Source organism: Micromonospora sp. NPDC005215, assembly GCF_040607915.1.
GTDB lineage: Bacteria > Actinomycetota > Actinomycetes > Mycobacteriales > Micromonosporaceae > Micromonospora.
Map to the genome: position 1 here is coordinate 201,153 of NZ_JBEXHQ010000002.1, position 14,888 is coordinate 216,040.

Annotated in this window: 14 protein-coding genes; 9 read left to right on the top strand and 5 right to left on the bottom strand. The window is 72.4% G+C overall.

What is annotated here, in order from left to right; genetic code table 11:
- Window positions 1-48 precede the first annotated feature (48 nt).
- On the top strand, window positions 49-906 hold the full coding sequence (locus ABZU25_RS03090) for a lysophospholipid acyltransferase family protein (protein ID WP_355027748.1): 858 nt from the start codon (window positions 49-51) through the stop codon (window positions 904-906).
- 6 nt (window positions 907-912) lie between these two features.
- Here the strand turns inward: ABZU25_RS03090 and ABZU25_RS03095 are convergent, their stop codons facing one another.
- The 3 genes from ABZU25_RS03095 to ABZU25_RS03105 form a co-directional block, all read right to left on the bottom strand.
- Complete coding sequence (locus tag ABZU25_RS03095; protein ID WP_355027647.1) at window positions 913-1,788, bottom strand: HAD-IB family hydrolase; 876 nt, start codon at window positions 1,786-1,788, stop codon at window positions 913-915.
- 127 nt (window positions 1,789-1,915) lie between these two features.
- On the bottom strand, window positions 1,916-2,803 hold the full coding sequence (locus ABZU25_RS03100; RefSeq protein ID WP_355027648.1) for a DUF5667 domain-containing protein: 888 nt from the start codon (window positions 2,801-2,803) through the stop codon (window positions 1,916-1,918).
- 279 nt (window positions 2,804-3,082) lie between these two features.
- The gene (locus tag ABZU25_RS03105) at window positions 3,083-4,033 is read right to left on the bottom strand and encodes an ECF subfamily RNA polymerase sigma factor, BldN family (protein ID WP_355027649.1); all 951 of its coding nucleotides are present in this window, start codon (window positions 4,031-4,033) and stop codon (window positions 3,083-3,085) included.
- A gap of 718 nt (window positions 4,034-4,751) precedes the next feature.
- On the opposite strand from ABZU25_RS03105, the gene ABZU25_RS03110 reads away from it, so the two are divergent.
- The gene (locus ABZU25_RS03110) at window positions 4,752-5,006 is read left to right on the top strand and encodes a glutaredoxin family protein (protein ID WP_355027650.1); all 255 of its coding nucleotides are present in this window, start codon (window positions 4,752-4,754) and stop codon (window positions 5,004-5,006) included.
- 20 nt (window positions 5,007-5,026) lie between these two features.
- The gene (locus ABZU25_RS03115) at window positions 5,027-5,689 is read left to right on the top strand and encodes an HAD hydrolase-like protein (RefSeq protein WP_355027651.1); all 663 of its coding nucleotides are present in this window, start codon (window positions 5,027-5,029) and stop codon (window positions 5,687-5,689) included.
- On the opposite strand, the gene ABZU25_RS03120 is transcribed toward ABZU25_RS03115, so the two are convergent.
- Together ABZU25_RS03120 and ABZU25_RS03125 are read right to left on the bottom strand one after the other, a co-directional pair.
- Window positions 5,670-6,323: a response regulator transcription factor gene (locus ABZU25_RS03120; protein WP_355027652.1), complete on the bottom strand. Its 654-nt coding sequence runs from the start codon at window positions 6,321-6,323 to the stop codon at window positions 5,670-5,672. The genes ABZU25_RS03115 and ABZU25_RS03120 overlap by 20 nt on opposite strands.
- 53 nt (window positions 6,324-6,376) lie before the next feature.
- Window positions 6,377-7,681 (bottom strand): sensor histidine kinase, encoded by a 1,305-nt coding sequence (locus ABZU25_RS03125; protein ID WP_355027653.1) that lies wholly within the window; start codon window positions 7,679-7,681, stop codon window positions 6,377-6,379.
- A 369-nt stretch (window positions 7,682-8,050) separates the two neighbouring features.
- On the opposite strand from ABZU25_RS03125, the gene ABZU25_RS03130 reads away from it, so the two are divergent.
- The 6 genes from ABZU25_RS03130 to ABZU25_RS03155 all read left to right on the top strand — a co-directional run bounded on the left by ABZU25_RS03130 (window position 8,051) and on the right by ABZU25_RS03155 (window position 14,833).
- Complete coding sequence (locus ABZU25_RS03130) at window positions 8,051-8,821, top strand: redox-sensing transcriptional repressor Rex (RefSeq protein WP_355027654.1); 771 nt, start codon at window positions 8,051-8,053, stop codon at window positions 8,819-8,821.
- The gene (locus ABZU25_RS03135; protein WP_355027655.1) at window positions 8,818-10,215 is read left to right on the top strand and encodes a glutamyl-tRNA reductase; all 1,398 of its coding nucleotides are present in this window, start codon (window positions 8,818-8,820) and stop codon (window positions 10,213-10,215) included. The genes ABZU25_RS03130 and ABZU25_RS03135 overlap by 4 nt, the downstream gene beginning before the upstream one ends.
- The gene (hemC, locus tag ABZU25_RS03140) at window positions 10,212-11,180 is read left to right on the top strand and encodes a hydroxymethylbilane synthase (RefSeq protein ID WP_355027656.1); all 969 of its coding nucleotides are present in this window, start codon (window positions 10,212-10,214) and stop codon (window positions 11,178-11,180) included. Before ABZU25_RS03135 ends, hemC begins: the two co-directional genes overlap by 4 nt.
- Window positions 11,177-12,757 (top strand): uroporphyrinogen-III synthase, encoded by a 1,581-nt coding sequence (locus tag ABZU25_RS03145; protein ID WP_355027657.1) that lies wholly within the window; start codon window positions 11,177-11,179, stop codon window positions 12,755-12,757. The genes hemC and ABZU25_RS03145 overlap by 4 nt, the downstream gene beginning before the upstream one ends.
- Before the next feature lie 20 nt (window positions 12,758-12,777).
- A complete protein-coding gene (gene hemB, locus ABZU25_RS03150) occupies window positions 12,778-13,761 on the top strand; it encodes a porphobilinogen synthase (RefSeq protein WP_355027658.1) in 984 nt (327 codons plus the stop codon).
- Window positions 13,762-14,323: 562 nt separating this feature from the next.
- A complete protein-coding gene (locus tag ABZU25_RS03155; protein ID WP_355027659.1) occupies window positions 14,324-14,833 on the top strand; it encodes a helix-turn-helix transcriptional regulator in 510 nt (169 codons plus the stop codon).
- Window positions 14,834-14,888 lie beyond the last annotated feature (55 nt).

A 14,888-nucleotide genomic window follows, 5' to 3' on the forward strand; every position in this document is an offset into this window, starting at 1 on the left:
GCGGGCGACCTGGTCGACGCTCCGGCGTCGGGTGGCACCGGGCCGGCGGTGCCGGACCGGCCGGGGGACCACTGGGACCGCAAGGTCGCGAACGGCCTGGCCTTCCTGCGCCGGCGTCTCTCCGGCGACTACGAGGTCGACGAGTTCGGCTTCGACTCGGAGTTGACCGACGCGGTCTTCCACCCCCTGCTGCGGCTGCTCTACCGGGACTGGTTCCGCACCGAGGTCAGCGGCATCGAGCACGTGCCCGTCGACGGACCCGCCCTGGTGGTCGGCAACCACTCGGGGACGGTGGCGCTGGACGCGTTGATCCTCTCGGCGGCGCTGCACGACAAGCATCCCGCCCACCGCTACCTTCGGCTGCTCGGCGCCGACCTGGTCTTCCGGATGCCGGTGGTCTCCGAGCTCGCCCGCAAGACCGGTGGCACGGTGGCCTGCAACCCGGACGCCGAGCGGTTGCTCGGCGGCGGCGACCTGGTCGGGGTGTTCCCCGAGGGTTTCAAGGGCATCGGCAAGCTCTACGCCGACCGGTACAAGCTGCAACGGTTCGGGCGGGGCGGTTTCGTCTCAGCGGCGCTGCGCACCGGCACCCCGATCGTGCCGGTCGCCATCGTCGGCGGCGAGGAGATCTACCCGATGCTCGCCGACATCAAGCCCCTGGCGCGGCTGCTCAAGCTGCCCTACTTCCCGGTCACGCCGACCTTCCCGTGGCTCGGGCCGTTGGGCATGGTGCCGCTGCCCAGCAAGTGGCTGATCGAGTTCTGCCCGCCGATCCCCACCGCGCACCTGACCGACTCGGCGGACGACCCGCTGGTCGTCTTCAACCTCGCCGACCAGGTGCGGGAGACCATCCAGCAGACCCTGCACACACTGCTGGAGCGGCGGCCCGACCCGTTCGGCCCCTGACGCGTCTCAGCCGGCGCGGCGGCGGCGCTGCAACGCCAGCCCGGCGGTGACCGCGCCGACGACCAGCCCGGCTGCCGCGGTGGACGGCACGGCGATCTTGACCGCCCGCCGACCGGTGCGAAAGTCCCGCACCTCCCACCCGTGCTGGCGGGCCTGCCGCAGCAGGGCGCCGTCCGGGTTGACCGCCACCGCCCGGCCCACAGCGGAGAGCAGCGGCAGATCGTTTGTCGAGTCGCTGTACGCCGCGCAGCGGACGAGGTCGAGCCCCTCCACCGCGGCGAGCTGGATGACTGCCTCGGCCTTCGCCGGCCCGTGCATCAGGTCACCCACCAACCGCCCGGTGTACGCCCCGTCCACCACCTCGGCCACCGTGCCGATGGCACCGGTCAGGCCGAGCCGGGCGGCGATCACCCGGCCGATCTCCACCGGGGCGGCGCTGACCAGCCACACCCGCTGGCCGGCCGCCAGGTGCCGTTGCGCGAGTTGGTGGGTGCCGGCCCAGATCCGGGGAGCCATCATCTCGTCGAAGATCTCCTCGGCGAGGTGCTCCACGTCATCGACCCGCCAGCCCTCGACGAAGGCCAGCGCGGCCTCCTTGGCCAGGGACATGTCACCGGCGTGCTCCCGCGCCAACAGCCGGAAGCGGAGCTGCTGCCAGGCGAAGCGGGCCAGGTCGGCAGTCGTGAAGTAGTTGCGGGAGGCGAGCCCACGGGCGAACCAGTAGATCGACGCGCCCTGCATCATCGTGTTGTCCACGTCGAAGAAGGCCGCAGCGGTCGGGTCCGGTGCGGGGGCGACGACCGCTGTCAGGTCGGTCTCGGCCCAGCCCGCGGTGTGCCCCTCGGCGTCGGTGCTGACCGTCACCTTACGGCTGCGCGCCACGAGACTCCCTCCCTCACCGGTACGACGGATGCCTCCAGCGAGGGTAGCCGCCGCGCGCGGTCGACCGGCCGGGCACAGAACGAACTGCGGCGCGGCCGGTCGGACGTGCGGTATAGGGGGCGGGACGTCAGCGAGCCCCGGGGCAGGTGCTCGGGTGCGGGCCGAGGGTGTCGCTGGCGGTCGGGGCCGGCAGGCCGCAGGCAATCGCCGCCCGCAACGTGTCCGAGCGCTCCCGGATGCTGTCCAGTAGGCGCAATGACCGCTGGGTCCGTTCCCGGTCGACGCGGGTGCTCCCGTCGAGCAGACCGCTCACCGCCCGGCGTTGACCGGTGACGAACGTGTTGAGCGTGTCCAGGCTGCCCGGCTCTGCCCGCTGCGCCGCGGCGGTGGTCAGCAGGCGAACACCCTGCCGGGTGTCGGCGTCCATGTCGTCGAGGACGGCGCTGTAGCCGATCCGGTCGCCGCGCAGCTCGGCGGCCTCGCCGAGTCTGGTCCGGGCGAAGTCCAGGAAGAGTTGACCGCGGCTGATGTCGGAGCTGGCCAGGGCGAGTTGAGCCCGTTCGGTCGAGCGCTTCATCCCGTAGAGCGCGTCTCCGGGCACCGCGTTCTCGCTGGCCGCGGAGATGCCGGAGACGGCGATGGCGCCGGCAGCGATGCCGATCAGGATCGCGCCCCGGGCTCGGGCCCGCCGGGCGGTGACCGCCGGCAGGAGCCGCCCTCGGGCGGTCGTGGCCGGACGCGTGGCGGCCGGTTCGCTGGCCGCCGGTGTGGTGCCCAGCCCTTCCCGTTCGGCGGTGGCGAGCAGCATCGCCCGCAGGCCGGTACGGAAGTCCTGGTCCACCTTGACAGCCGGGGGATCGGTGCTGATCCGTTGGCCCACCGCGACGAGGGGTGCGAGTTGACCGTCCACCCGGGCTCGTACGTGGTGTCGCCGAGCGCCGTTGGCCTCGTCGAGAAGCTGCGCGAAGCGCTCGGCGCGCCGGCGGGAGAAGAGGATGTCGTCCACCGCAGGCACCTCCTCTCGCTGGTCACGGCCGGTCGGCCGCCGTCGTTGCCGGGGACCGGGCGGCAGTGTGACACCACGGAGGTGAGGCGCCGCCGGCATGCCGGTCGGACCTCGGTGACCCGGCCTGCCGGGACAACCACCGGTCGCACCCGGAGAAACGCGGCGGACCGGGCACGGGTTACGGGCCTGGCGGGGCGGAAATTACAGAAAGTGATCGTCGTCACCGGGCGGGACCGACCCTGAGCTGCACGGACGTCGATCGACGCCTATCGGTCCCGCCGTCACAAACTACGGCTGGAAGCCGTCCGGGAGCAGTCGGGCCAGGGCACGAACGGCCCGGTACTGGAGGGCTTTGATGGCACCCTCGTTCTTGCCCATCGCACGGGCCGTCTCAGCCACCGAGAAGCCCTGGAGGAAACGGAGCACTATGCACTCCTGCTGCTCCGGGTTGAGCTGCTTCACGGCGGTGAGCAGCGCGACGTTGGTGATGTGTTCGACCACCGCCGCCTCCGGGCTGCCCTCCGGGCCCCGGTCCTCCCGGTCGGCGTCGAGCACGTCACCGGTGGTGACCTCCAGCCGGTACCGGCCGGACTTGAAGTGGTCCGCGACCAGGTTGCGGGCGATCGTCACCAGCCAGGCGCCGAGGTCGCGGCCCTGCCAGGTGAAGCTGCCGATCCGCTTGAGCGCGCGCAGGAAGGTGTCCGAGGTGAGATCCTCGGCGAGTTGGCGGTTGCCGACCCGGAAGTAGATGAACCGGAACACGGTGTCCACATACCGGTCGTAGATCAGACCGAACGCCTCGGACTCGCCGGCCTGGGCGCGCTCGATCAGCGTCCAGACCTCGGTGGCCGGGTCGGACGGGTCCGGGCGGCTCGGGAAGCCGGTCGGGGTCGTGGCGGTGGTGGCCGGCACCGCCGGGATCACCGCCGTCTCACCCGCCGCCGGATCGGCTGTCACAGTCGGTGTGTCGCTGACCCGTCGACCCTGCGCTGGCATGGTCGGTCGGGCCGGAACGGCGACCCGGCCGCCGGTGGGCCGCGCGTTCCCGCCGGGCACCACGGGTCGCGGGGGCGGCTCGTTGTGGTGTGGCCGGCTGCGGGTGCGTTGGGCCGCGCCGTCGCCCCGCACGCCGTGCGGTTCGTCCAGCGGGGCACGGGCCGTCGGTCTCTCGTTGACGTGCGAGCGTGCCGGCTGGCCGGTCAGGCCGACCGGGCGTTCCGCGTAACCGAAGGTGGTCACCGGGTTGCCCCCGTCCCGTCGGTTGCCGGACGGGCCGGTCTGTGCGTCGTCGGGGCGGACCGACCGGGCAGGACGGTCGCGGGGGTTGCCGATGGGCGGCAAATCCCCTGGAGGTGCTGGTCCAATGCGCTAACAGGCACGGGGGCCTCCTCGGGCTGAGGGGTGTCGACTCACGGCAAATGGGGTGAGCCGACCCGAGTGATGATAGGGCCAACGTCACCCGCGCGTGGCAAGTCCGTTACACAAGGCGGAAGTATTTCCCGCTCCGTCGCACCAGCGGCGGACCGGTTGTCCGTCGTGTGCGATTGACTTTCCGTCGACCCGGTGTTCTTCGGTGGATGCCCTGGTCGGGGCAGGTCGCCCGTTCGGTTGACGCCTTCGCCTCGGGTGGCCGTGCCGGCGTGGCCGAAACGTCTGCGGACGGTGCCACCCATCCCATGGGCGGGACTTGATCGGATCGCCCATGGCACACCGGACAGTCCCGTCGGCGGGACTGCCCGGCCCCGCCGCCCGAGCCGGGGTTCGTACCGTCGGTCGTGGCCGGTCGCGGGCCGCCGTGCCAGACTTGATCACCGCGCAGGCCGAGTCGGCGGTACCGGGTGTGCCGCGCCCGCGAACCGGCGAGACTGTGCGGCGTACGTGGTGGCGGCGCCGGCGCGACCGGTGACGACGCCGATCGACCTGCCGGCGAGCGCCGAAACCCCTACGGAGGTAACCGATGTCCAGTGACGCCCGGCTCGCCCTGATCACCCGACCCGGCTGCCACCTGTGCGACGACGCCAAGGTGGCACTCGACCGGGTGGTGGCGGTCACCGGCGACAAGTGGGTCGAGTGGGACGTCACCGACGACGAGGGGCTGGAGCGGGAGTACGGAGACCGGCTGCCGGTGGTGCTGCTCGACGGCAAGGAGCACGGCTACTGGCGGGTCGAGGAGGACCGGCTGCTGCGGGACCTGACCACACCACAGCTCTGAGCGGTGCCTATGGTGCACCGATGACCCCTGCACACCCCCACCTCGTCTGGGACTGGAACGGCACCCTGCTCAACGACCTCAGTCTGGTGGTGTCCGCCACCAACGTCGTGTTCACGAGCCTTGGCGGCCCGACGGTCACCCTGGACGAGCACCGGGTGCGGTTCCGTCGGCCGATCGCCGAGTACTACGCCGAGGTGCTCGGGCAGGCCGTCGACGACGACGAGTTCGGCCGGCTGGACCGGATCTTCCACGAGGCGTACCGCACCGGCCTGACCACCTGCGAGCTGGCCGCCGACGCGCGCACCGCGATGGCCGCCTGGCCGGGCAGCCAGAGCCTGCTCTCCATGTGGTTCCACGAGGAGCTGGTGCCGACCGTGCGCACGTACGGGTTGACCGGCCACTTCACCCGGGTCGACGGGCTGCGGGCCACTGTCGGCGGCGACCGCAAGGCCGAGTCGCTCAAACTGCACCTGGCCGAGCTGGGCGTGGACGGCACCTCGGTGGTGCTGATCGGGGACTCCCTCGACGACGCGGACGCCGCGCTCGCGGTGGGCGGTCGTGCGGTGCTCTACACCGGCGGGTTCACCGACCCGGTCCGGCTGCGCGCCTCCGGTCACCCGGTGGCCGACACCCTCATCGACGCGGTCAGCCTGGCGCGGGAGGTCAGTTCCGCAGGTAGGTGAGGACAGCCAGCACCCGCCGGTGCTGCTCGGTGTCCGGCGGCAGGGTGAGCTTGGTGAAGATGTTGCGCACGTGCTTCTCCACAGCGCCGTCGCTGACCACCAGGGCGCGGGCGATGGCGGTGTTCGAGCGTCCCTCGGCCATCAGGGCGAGCACCTCGCGCTCGCGGGGGGTCAGCTCGCGCAGCGGGTCGTCCCGGCGGCGTCGGGCGAAGAGCTGGCCGACCACCTCCGGGTCGAGCACCGTGCCGCCGGCCGCCACCCTGCGCAGCGCGTCCAGGAACTCGTCGATCGCGGCGACCCGGTCCTTGAGCAGGTAGCCGATGCCGCCGCCGGCACCGCCGGTGGTGGCGAGCAGATCATCGGCGTACGAGACCTCGACGTACTGGGAGAGCACCAGGATCGGGGTACGCGGCACCAACCGGCGTGCCTCCACCGCCGCCCGGAGTCCCTCGTCGGTGTGCGACGGCGGCATCCGGACGTCGACGATCGACACGTCCGGCTGGTGCTCCACCACCGCCTTGACGAGCGCGTCGCCGTCCCCGACGGCGGCCACCACCTGGTGCCCACTCTCGGTCAGCAGCCGGACCAGCCCCTCCCGGAGCAGGACGGCGTCGTCGGCGATCACGATGCGCATGGCTGTGTTGTCTACCACGTCCGGCCCGTCGTGCGGGTGTGACGCGGGACTGATCACAGCGGAAGCTCAGCGCGGATCTCGGTGGGGCCGCCGATCGGGCTGACCACCACCAGTTCACCGCCGGCGGCCCGGACCCGGTCGGCGATACCGGCCAGCCCGTGCCCCTTGGCCAGGTGCGCGCCACCCTGCCCGTCGTCGCCCACCCGTACCTGCAGGTGGGTGCCCTGCCGGGCGACGGCCACCACGGCCTCGGTGGCCCGGGCGTGCTTGGCGACGTTTGTCAACGCCTCGGACACCACGAAGTACGCGGTGTTCTCCACCGCCGGGTCGAGCCGCCCGCCGGGGGTGCCGAGCTGCGGATCCACCTGAAGCTCGATCGGGATCAGCCCGCGCCCGGCGATCGCGGCCAGGGCGCTGGGCAGGCCCCGGTCGACAAGGATCGGCGGGGCGATGCCCCGGGACAGCGCCCGCAGCTCGGCCAGCGTGTCCCGGGTCTGGGTGACCGCCTCGTCGATGGTCCGGCCCGCGGCCTCCGGGTCGGAGGCGAGCTGCATCCGGGCCCGGCTGAGGTCCATGGCCAGGCGGACCAGGCGCTGCTGGGGGCCGTCGTGGATGTCGCGTTCCAGCCGGCGCAGCGCGGACGCCTCGGCGGACACGGCGGCCCGTTTCTGCTCCTCCAGCACGGTGATCCGGTCGCGCATCTCGGCCACCCCGGTCAGCATGGCCTTGGCGAAGCTGGCCTGCAGCAGCGCGCACCCCCGGACCACGATCGGCAGGGTGATCAGGAAGAACACCCCGATCGCGGTGTTCAGGCCGATTCGGGCGGTGGTCGAGTCGCCCAGGCCGAGCAGTTCAGCCAGGTCCTTGTCACCCTCGCCGTCGGCTCGGGGCAGGGCCCAGTCGTAGGCCCAGTACAGCGACCCGGCGATCGCCCCGGCCCACCAGACCACGGCGACCACGAAGGTGCCGGCCGCCGCGATCAGCCGCAGAATGCCGTGCGCCAGGTCGAGCCAGGACTGGGCGTCCCGCATCGGCACGAAGATCCGCCGCCACGCGTTCGCGCCCGCCTCGGGCAGCCGGTAGTGCGGCCGGATCCGGGGCTGCCGGAGCACCGCGGGCAGCCGCAGCCGTTCGATGTCGGCCAGCCCCCGGGCGGCGTACAGGGTGCCGCTGAGGATCGGCAGGCCGATCACCGTCACCACCAGGCCGATGCCGACCGCGGTGCCGACGATGAGGACGACGAAACTGGCCACCGCCAGGGGCAGACCGAGCAGCACGTAGCCGGAGTCGACGAAGAGTTGGCGGGGAATGCTCGGTGCCAGCGTCGGTTGGTCGCTGGTGGCGGCAACGGCGGTCATGGGAAAAGGCTAGGCATTCCGGCTTCCGGTCCCCATCCCGAAGCCCTGCCTCTCCCCCGTAGTGCTGCCCCTACCACCTGCGGGACGGCCCCTGTGAGGCTCGGCGCGGGATTGGTCAGAGAAGTCGGGATTGCGCAATAATCGGCCGGGCGGCGCGGGCGAAAGTCGCTAAATCGATCTTGCGGAATGGAGGTGCTTGTGGAGTCGCGGCGCGCAGCGACAAGATCGCGATTTGTGCACGTCTTCACAAGCGCCTACTCTGTGACTCCGACGCGCCCTGCTAGCACAGCCGGCAACCTCGGTCGCCAGCGGGAGTCCATAAGCGGCCGACCAGCGGAGTTGGCCGAGGATCGCACCGCACGGAGTCTCATGAGTCAGCACCGTCACCCAGGCGCGCCCGGCCGCGCCGGTGCCGTACCAGCGCTCCCGGATCTGCCCGAGGCCACAGTCGCTCGGCTTCCGGAATACCTGCGCGCGCTGCACAACCTCGCCGACACCGGGCACGAGACGGTCTCCAGCGAGGAGCTCTCGGCCGCCGCTGGCGTCAACTCCGCCAAGCTTCGCAAGGACCTCTCCCACCTCGGCTCGTACGGCACCCGGGGAGTCGGCTACGACGTCGCGCTGCTGATCGAGCAGATCGAGAATGTGCTCGGGCTCACCCAACGCCGGGCGGTCGCCCTGGTCGGCGTGGGTAATCTCGGTCACGCTCTGGCCGGCTACGACGGCTTCGCCGGCCGGGGCTTCCGGATCGCCGCACTGCTCGACGCCGATCCCTCCCGGGTCGGCGAAGAGATCAACGGCCTGGTAGTCCGGCATATCGACGAGCTGGCGACGGTCGCCGTGGAGGAATCCCTCGCGATCGGCGTGATCGCCACCCCGGCCGCCGCCGCCCAGCAGGTCGCCGACCAGCTGGTCGCCGTCGGCGTGACGAGCATCCTCAACTTCGCGCCGTGCGTACTCTCGGTGCCGGAGGGGGTCGACGTGCGCAAGGTCGATCTCGCCATCGAGCTGCAGATTCTGTCCTTCCACGAGCACCGCAAGGCGTCGCTGACCGCGCTGCCCGCCACCGGCGGGTCCGCTCTCACGGCCCTGCCGGGCGGGTTCGCGGCCACCGACACCCAGGAGGCGATAGGCACGTGAAACTGCTCGTCGTCGGCGCGTCCTATCGGACCGCCCCGGTCGCCACGCTGGAACAACTGGCCGTGCCTCCCGCCGACCTCACCCGCACCCTGGACCGCCTGGTCGCCCAGCCCTACGTGGCCGAGGCGGTGATCGTCTCCACCTGCAACCGGGTGGAGGTCTACGCCGCCGTGTCCGGTTTCCACGGCGGGCTCGGTGACGTGTGCGCCGTCCTGGCCGAGCAGGCCGGCAGCTCGCCGGCGGCGCTCGCCAGCCACCTGTACGTGCACTACGACACCGCTGCCGTGGACCACGTGTTCCGGGTGGCCACCGGTCTGGACTCGATGGTGGTCGGCGAGGCGCAGATCCTCGGCCAGCTGCGTGACGCGTACCACTGGGCCACCGGCGCCGACTCGGCCGGCCGCCTGCTGCACGAGCTGATGCAGCAGGCACTGCGGGTCGGCAAGCGGGCCCACGCCGAGACCGGCATCGACCGCGCCGGACAGAGCGTCGTCACCGCCGCGCTGGAGCTGGCCGCCGGGCACCTCGACGGTGACCTCGCCGGCCACCCGGCCCTGGTGGTCGGCGCCGGCGCGATGGGCTCACTCGGGGTGGCCACGCTGTCCCGGCTGGGCGCCGGTCCGCTCACCGTCAGCAACCGGGGCGCCGACCGGGCCGTCCGGCTCGCCGAGTCGTACGGGGCGAGTGCCGCGCCGATGGCCGGGCTGGCCGACACCCTCTCCACAGTGGACATCGTAGTGGCCGCCACCGCGTCCACCGAACCGGTCCTCACCCGGACGGTGGTCGGCGCGGCGCTGGCCGAACGGGACCCGGTCCGGGGCCCGCTGGTCCTGCTCGACCTGGCCGTCCCGCGCGACGTCGAGGATGGTGTCGCCGAACTGAGCGGCGTCGAGGTGATCGACATCGACCGGATGGCGGCGTTGCTCGCCGACGGTCCGGCCGCCGCGGACGCCGCCGCCGTCGAACGGATCGTGCTGGGCGAGGTGGAGAGCTTCCTCACCTGGCTGCGCGGCGCCGACGTGGCGCCCACCGTGGCCGCGCTGCGCGGCCGGGCCGACGACGTGGTCACCGCCGAGCTGCGCCGGCTCGCCCAGCGTCGCCCCGACCTCGGCGACGACCTGCGCGCCGAGGTGGCCCGCACCGTGCACCGGGTCGTGCAGCGGCTGCTGCACCAGCCCACCGTCAAGGTCCGCCAGTTGGCCGCGGAGCCGGGCGGCGACCAGTACGCGGCCCTGCTGCGCGAGCTGTTCGACCTCGAGGTGCCGCAGACCTCTCCGGTGGACACCGTCCCGGACGTGCTGATCCCCGACCTCGGCATGGCACTGCCCGGCATCGACCCGGTGCCCGGAGCCAACGCCGCCGAGCCCACCCCACCCTCCGGAGGTGCGCGATGACCGCCCCCCTGCGCCTCGGCACCCGGGGCAGCGCCCTGGCGATGGCCCAGTCCAGCCAGATCGCCGAGGCGCTGACCGCCGCCACCGGCCGCCCGGTCGAGCTGGTCGAGGTGGTCACCGCCGGCGACCGCTCCAACGCGCCGGTGCACCGGCTCGGCGTCGGGGTGTTCGTCTCCGCGCTGCGCGACGCGCTGACCGCCAGGACGATCGACTTCGCTGTGCACTCCTACAAGGATCTGCCCACGGCTGCCGCCGGCGGGCTGCACATCGCGGCGGTGCCGGCCCGACAGGACCCGCGCGACGCGCTTGTCGCCCAGGGCGGCCGGACGCTCGCCGAGCTGCCGCCCGGGGCGACCGTGGGCACCGGCGCGCTGCGCCGGATCGCCCAGTTGCACGCGCTCGGCCTGCAACTGGAGGTCACCCCGATCCGCGGAAACGTGGACACCCGCCTGGCCCGGGTGCTCGGCCCCGAGGCCGACCTCGACGCCGTCGTCGTGGCTCGGGCCGGGCTGGCCCGGCTCGGTCGGGCCGACGTCATCACCGAGACGCTGGATCCGATGCTGATGCTGCCCGCGCCCGCCCAGGGCGCGCTGGCCGTGGAGTGCCGGGTCGACGACCAGGACCTGGTCGAGCTGCTCGCGGTGCTCGACCACGCACCGTCGCGTGCCGCGGTCACCGCGGAACGCGCGTTTCTGGCAACCCTGGAGGCCGGGTGCAGCGCACCCGTCGCCGCCTATGCGGAACTCGCCGAGGGCGATACCGGCGATGAGATCTACCTGCGCGGGGCGGTGATCAGCCCGGACGGCACTCGTGACCTCCGGCTGTCCCGCACCGGAACGCCCGCCGACGCGGCGGAGATTGGTAAGGCACTCGCCGCCGAACTCCTCGACCTCGGCGCCGACTCGATCCTCGGCCACGAAGGACACACCGGCCCGGGGACCCAGCAATTTGGGAGCACAGAATGACCCGCACCCGTAAGCCCGTCGGCCGTATCGCGTTCGTCGGGGCTGGCCCCGGTGACCCAGGGCTGCTGACCCGTCGGGCCCACGACGCCCTGGTCGACGCCGACCAGGTGATCTACGACCGGGGAGTCCCGGAGTCGTTGCTCGCCGTCGTTCGCGCCGATGCCAGGGACGATGCCGAGTTCACCCCCGCCGAAGGCGCGCCGGGGGACGTGGCGAAGGTGCTGATCTCCGCGGCCCGATCCGGGCTGAACGCGGTGCACCTGGTCGCCGGCGACCCGTTCGGCCACGACTCGGTGGTGAAGGAGGTGCAGGCGGTGGCCCGCACCGCCGCCCACTTCGAGGTCGTGCCCGGTGTCGGCCAGGCCGAGGGTGTGGCCACCTACGCGGGTGTTCCGCTGCCGGGCGTGCGTACCGCCGCCGACGTCGAGGACGTCACCGCACTGGACTTCGAGGCGCTGGCCGCAGCCGTCGGGCGGGGTTCACTCGCGCTGGCCGTGGACGCCGGTGACCTGGCCGCCGTCCGGGACGGGCTGCTCTCCGCCGGGGTCGACGGCACCACCGGCGTCGGGGTGACCGGCGACGGCACCGGCGAGACCCAGTACACGACCACGTCGACGGTGGACAGCTTCGTCGCTGCCGCGCTCGGCTTCACCGGTCGGGTGGTGCTCACCGTCGGTGTCGGAGTGGGTCAGCGCGACAAGCTGAGTTGGTGGGAGAACCGCCCGCTGTACGGCTGGAAGGTGCTCGTACCCCGGACGAAGGAGCAGGCCGGCGCGATGAGCGCGCGGCTGCGCGCGTACGGGGCGATCCCGTGCGAGGTGCCGACCATCGCCGTCGAGCCGCCGCGTACTCCTGCGCAGATGGAGCGGGCGGTCAAGGGCCTGGTCGACGGCCGGTACGCCTGGGTGATCTTCACGTCGGTGAACGCGGTCCGCGCGGTGTGGGAGAAGTTCGCCGAGCACGGCCTGGACGCCCGGCACTTCGGCGGCGTCAAGATCGCCTGCATCGGTGAGGCGACGGCGGACGCCGTGCGCGCGTTCGGCATCCAGCCGGAGCTGATCCCCGCCGGGGAGCAGTCCTCCGAAGGTCTGCTGGCCGAGTTCTCCCCGCACGATGAGATCCTCGACCCGGTGGGCCGGGTGCTGCTGCCGCGCGCCGACATCGCCACCGAGACGCTCGCCGCCGGGCTCACCGAGCGCGGCTGGGAGGTCGACGACGTGACCGCGTACCGGACGGTGCGGGCCGCGCCGCCGCCCGCCGAGATCCGGGACGCGATCAAGTCGGGCGGGTTCGACGCGGTGCTCTTCACCTCGTCCTCCACCGTACGGAACCTGGTCGGCATCGCCGGAAAGCCGCACGCGCGTACCGTTGTTGCCGTCATCGGGCCCAAGACGGCGGAGACCGCGACGGAGTTCGGCCTGCGGGTCGACGTCCAGCCGCCGCACGCCTCGGTGCCCGATCTGGTGGAGGCGCTCGCCGCCTACGCCGTCGAGTTGCGCGAGAAGCTGGCCGCCATGCCGGCCAAGCAGCGCCGTGGCTCGAAGGTGCAGGGCCCCACCGCCCTGCGCTTCCGGTAGTCGTTCGAGGAGGGCCTGCCATGTCGTACCCCGAGATCCGGCCCCGCCGGCTGCGCCGCACCCCGGCGATCCGCCGGCTGGTGTCCGAGACCCGGGTCGACCCGGCCGAGCTGGTCGTGCCGATGTTCGTCAAGGAGGGGCTGACCGAGCCCCGCGCCATCGGGTCGCTCCCGGGGGTGCTCCAGCACTCCCGGGACTCGCTGCGCAAGGCGGCGGCCGAGGCGGTCCAGGCCGGCGTCGGCGGGATCATGCTCTTCGGCGTGCCGCAACGGCGGGACCCGACCGGCTCCGGCGGCATCGACCCGAACGGCATCCTGAACGTCGCCATCCGCGACGTGGTGGCCGAGGTGGGCGACGCCACGGTGGTGATGAGCGACCTGTGCCTGGACGAGTTCACCTCGCACGGGCACTGCGGGCTGCTCACCCCCGACGGTGAGGTCGACAACGACGCCACCCTGGCCGCGTACGCCGAGATGGCGGTGGCCCAGGCCGCCGCCGGGGTCGGCATGGTCGGGCCGTCCGGGATGATGGACGGCCAGGTCGGCGTGGTACGTAAGGCTCTCGACGCCGCCGGTTACCAGGACGTGGCCGTGCTGGCATACGCCGTGAAGTACGCCTCCGCCTTCTTCGGCCCGTTCCGCGAGGCGGTGGAGTCGGCGCTGGAGGGCGACCGACGCGCCTACCAGCAGGACCCGGCCAACCTGCGCGAGTCGCTGCGCGAGGTGGCGCTCGACGTCGCCGAGGGCGCCGACCTGGTGATGGTCAAGCCGGCGCTGCCGTACCTCGACGTGGTGTCGGCGGTGCGGGCCGCGGTGAACGTCCCGGTCGCCGCCTACCAGGTCTCCGGCGAGTACGCGATGGTCGAGGCCGCCGCCGCGAACGGCTGGATCGACCGGGAGCGGGTGATGATGGAGACGATCACCTCGATCAAGCGGGCCGGCGCGCAGATCATCCTCACCTACTGGGCCGTCGAGGCCGCCGGGCTGCTGCGCGAGCGCTACTGACTCTCAGCCCTCACCCGTCGTCTCCCCAGCGTGCGCGACTGCGCCAGCTCGTGCACGTCCTGCCCGCGTCGATGCCCTGACTCGCCGACGGGGCGCTAGGTCTCACCGGAAGCGTCGGCCGTGCGTCGGCCGTGCGTCGGCCGAGCGCCAACCTGCCGGCGGACCGGCCAGCGAACCGTCGGCCAGGCCGGATTGCGTAGCGTGACCATCCGCTGACCGGCAACCACCTCCCCTCTCGCCCTTTGCTCTGCACCCACGACGGCGACGCCTACCCTCCGCTACTGGCGCATATCGAACTGCAAAGCAAAGTGGCGGGCCGGGGGTGGGCTGTCTGCCGGTCGGGTTCGGAGTTCCCCTGGTTGGGCCGGTGCCGGGCTTGGGCTGATGTTGCCGGCTCGACGCGGCAGCGTGAGACCCGTGACGCCGCGTAGTGGCGGGTGCCTCGGCGGTGAAAGCACGGACAGTGACCGGTCGCAGTGGGGGTTGTCCACAGCTCAGCTCGTTATCCACAGGTGCGGCGTTCGGGATTGCGGCCAGCTTCACCGGACGGGACCGTGACGGCATGAGCGATTCCTCAGCCGAGCCGGTCCTGGTCACCGAACCCTTCGACACGCCCTGGCCGGCCGCCGGTATCGTCCGTGCGGTCCGGCGCCGTGCTGACCTGAGCCAGCGTGAGCTGGCGCGGTGGGCGGGCGTGCACCATGCCACCATCGGCAGGATCGAGGCCGGTCGCATGGTGCCGAGCATCGTCCTGCTCCGGCGCATCATCGCGGTGGTGGGCTGCCGGCTGGCCGTGGTGGACGAGTTCGGCCGGGTGCTGAAACCGATGCGCGACTGGCAGGACACTCTTAACGGCGCGGAGCGCCGCTACCCGTCGCACCTGGACACCATTCTCGACCCCGAGCTGGGCGAGTGGTGGGGCGACATCTACGGGCTGGCCCGCCCGCCCGAGACGTTCCATCGCGACAGGTCAGTTCGAGACGCGATGCGCCGTCGCAGCCAGTGGGAGGTGCGGGTGGCCCAACACCGGCACCTGCCCCGACCGCCCTGGCCCCCGCGCGGGCTGGTTTGAGCTCGGCACGAACGAGGCCCGCCGATCCGGTACGGATCGACGGGCCTCGCCGGAA

Bases quoted from the DNA above. Each gene is read 5' to 3' on its own strand.
- ABZU25_RS03125 (WP_355027653.1), bottom strand. From the start codon at position 7,681: ATGACCGCCGTTGCCGCCACCAGCGACCAACCGACGCTGGCACCGAGC.
- ABZU25_RS03155 (WP_355027659.1), top strand. From the start codon at position 14,324: ATGAGCGATTCCTCAGCCGAGCCGGTCCTGGTCACCGAACCCTTCGAC.
- hemC (WP_355027656.1), top strand. From the start codon at position 10,212: ATGACCGCCCCCCTGCGCCTCGGCACCCGGGGCAGCGCCCTGGCGATG.
- hemB (WP_355027658.1), top strand. From the start codon at position 12,778: ATGTCGTACCCCGAGATCCGGCCCCGCCGGCTGCGCCGCACCCCGGCG.
- ABZU25_RS03120 (WP_355027652.1), bottom strand. From the start codon at position 6,323: ATGCGCATCGTGATCGCCGACGACGCCGTCCTGCTCCGGGAGGGGCTG.
- ABZU25_RS03115 (WP_355027651.1), top strand. From the start codon at position 5,027: ATGACCCCTGCACACCCCCACCTCGTCTGGGACTGGAACGGCACCCTG.
- ABZU25_RS03110 (WP_355027650.1), top strand. From the start codon at position 4,752: ATGTCCAGTGACGCCCGGCTCGCCCTGATCACCCGACCCGGCTGCCAC.
- ABZU25_RS03130 (WP_355027654.1), top strand. From the start codon at position 8,051: ATGAGTCAGCACCGTCACCCAGGCGCGCCCGGCCGCGCCGGTGCCGTA.
- ABZU25_RS03145 (WP_355027657.1), top strand. From the start codon at position 11,177: ATGACCCGCACCCGTAAGCCCGTCGGCCGTATCGCGTTCGTCGGGGCT.